Source organism: Ignavibacteriales bacterium (genome assembly GCA_026390815.1).
In the GTDB taxonomy this organism is placed as follows: Bacteria; Bacteroidota; Ignavibacteria; order Ignavibacteriales; family SURF-24; genus JAPLFH01.
Map to the genome: position 1 here is coordinate 1 of JAPLFH010000001.1, position 1588 is coordinate 1588.

1 protein-coding gene is annotated in these 1588 nt (G+C 32.6%); it reads right to left on the bottom strand.

Annotation, left to right across the window (positions count from 1 at the left end):
* Positions 1–1185 (bottom strand): OmpA family protein (locus NTX22_00005; protein MCX6148885.1); only part of this gene is annotated, 1185 nt, incomplete at its 3' end.
* Between the last annotated feature and the right edge of the window lie 403 nt (positions 1186–1588).

A 1588-nucleotide genomic window follows, 5' to 3' on the forward strand; every position in this document is an offset into this window, starting at 1 on the left:
ATCACTTGGATCAAGTGGGTTTGTTCCTCTGTTAACTTCTACACCATCACCTATTGTTCCACCATCGGTATCAATATTCAATGGATCTGTTTTATATTTCATAACTTCTTCACCGTCTTTCAAACCATCACCATCTGTATCTGGATTTAATGGATCGGTTTTATACTTCATAACTTCTTCACCATCTTTCAATCCATCACCATCTGTATCTGGATTTAACGGATCAGTTTTGTATTTCATAACTTCTTCACCATCTTTCAAACCATCGCCATCAGTGTCAACTTTCAACGGATCAGTTTTATATTTAATTACTTCTTCGCCATCTTTTAATCCATCACCATCTGTATCAGCTTTGTTTGGATCAGTCTTATATTTCATTACTTCTTCACCATCTTTCAATCCATCACCATCTGTATCTGGGTTAAGAGGATTGGTTTTATAAGTATTAACTTCTTCGCCGTCTTTCAATCCATCACTATCTGTATCTGGATTTTTAGGATCGGTTCCTAATTTTTCTTCATCACATCTTTCAAGACCGTCATTATCAACATCTGTATGACAGCTTTCAAATGCATAGGCTATTCCTAAGCCTATATTAAAATATCTGTCGTATGTATGGAGAAATTCATCTTTAAGATCAGACGCCTGGCCATTAATTTTGTCACTGGAGAAAACATTAAAACCGCCGGATAAATCCAACACCCAATTCTGACTTAATGCGAATTCTATTCCTACCCCAGCTTCACCTAATCCAACCATACCGTTATCATCACTTGTAGAATATTTATCTTTGTAAATTGGTTTAAAATCTAAGGACCAATATGCACCACCAGCACCAAGGTAAATATAGGGATTAACTGCATCTGAATGGAAAGGAGTAAAAATTAATCTTAAATCAATTGGGATAAAACTTGTCTTGTAAAATTCCTTTTTATAATCTATACCTTGGTTATAACCATACCCAGCTCCTAAACCGAGATTAAACATATTTGAAAGTGGAAAAGCTACATATGCCCGATATAAGAAGGAAGTATAGTCATCTTTAGACCATTCATTTCCAGGTAAAAGGTAGTTACCTTGAATACCAAGTTTATAACTATAATCTTTAAATTGTGCAAAATTGGATTTAGTAAGTGAAAGAAATAAAAAAAGTAGTACTATAAAAATAGAAGTAATGTTTTTCATTATCTCCTCCCATTAGTGAATGATTTATATTTATTAAGTAAAATTATCTCTCACTGATTTGATAAGTTTTCAGCAGTAATTTACTTTTTTTTATTCAATAATGCTACAATTAATTAACAAATCTTATTTTTGTTTTATTGAAATATGTAAGTGGTGACTTATTCGAAATAGAATCCGTTGTACTTGAGTTTGCATAATTGATATTACAAATAAAATAAAAAGGGCGAATCATTTGATTCGCCCTTAGAAATAGGATTATACAGAAATTATTTTGTACGGACGAATTCAATTCTTCTGTTCTTTTGTTTGCCTTCTGCTGTTTTATTAGTAGCAATTGGTTTGCTGAACCAATAACCTCTAGTGGTTATTCTCTTCTCATCAATACCTTGATTGACTAACCATG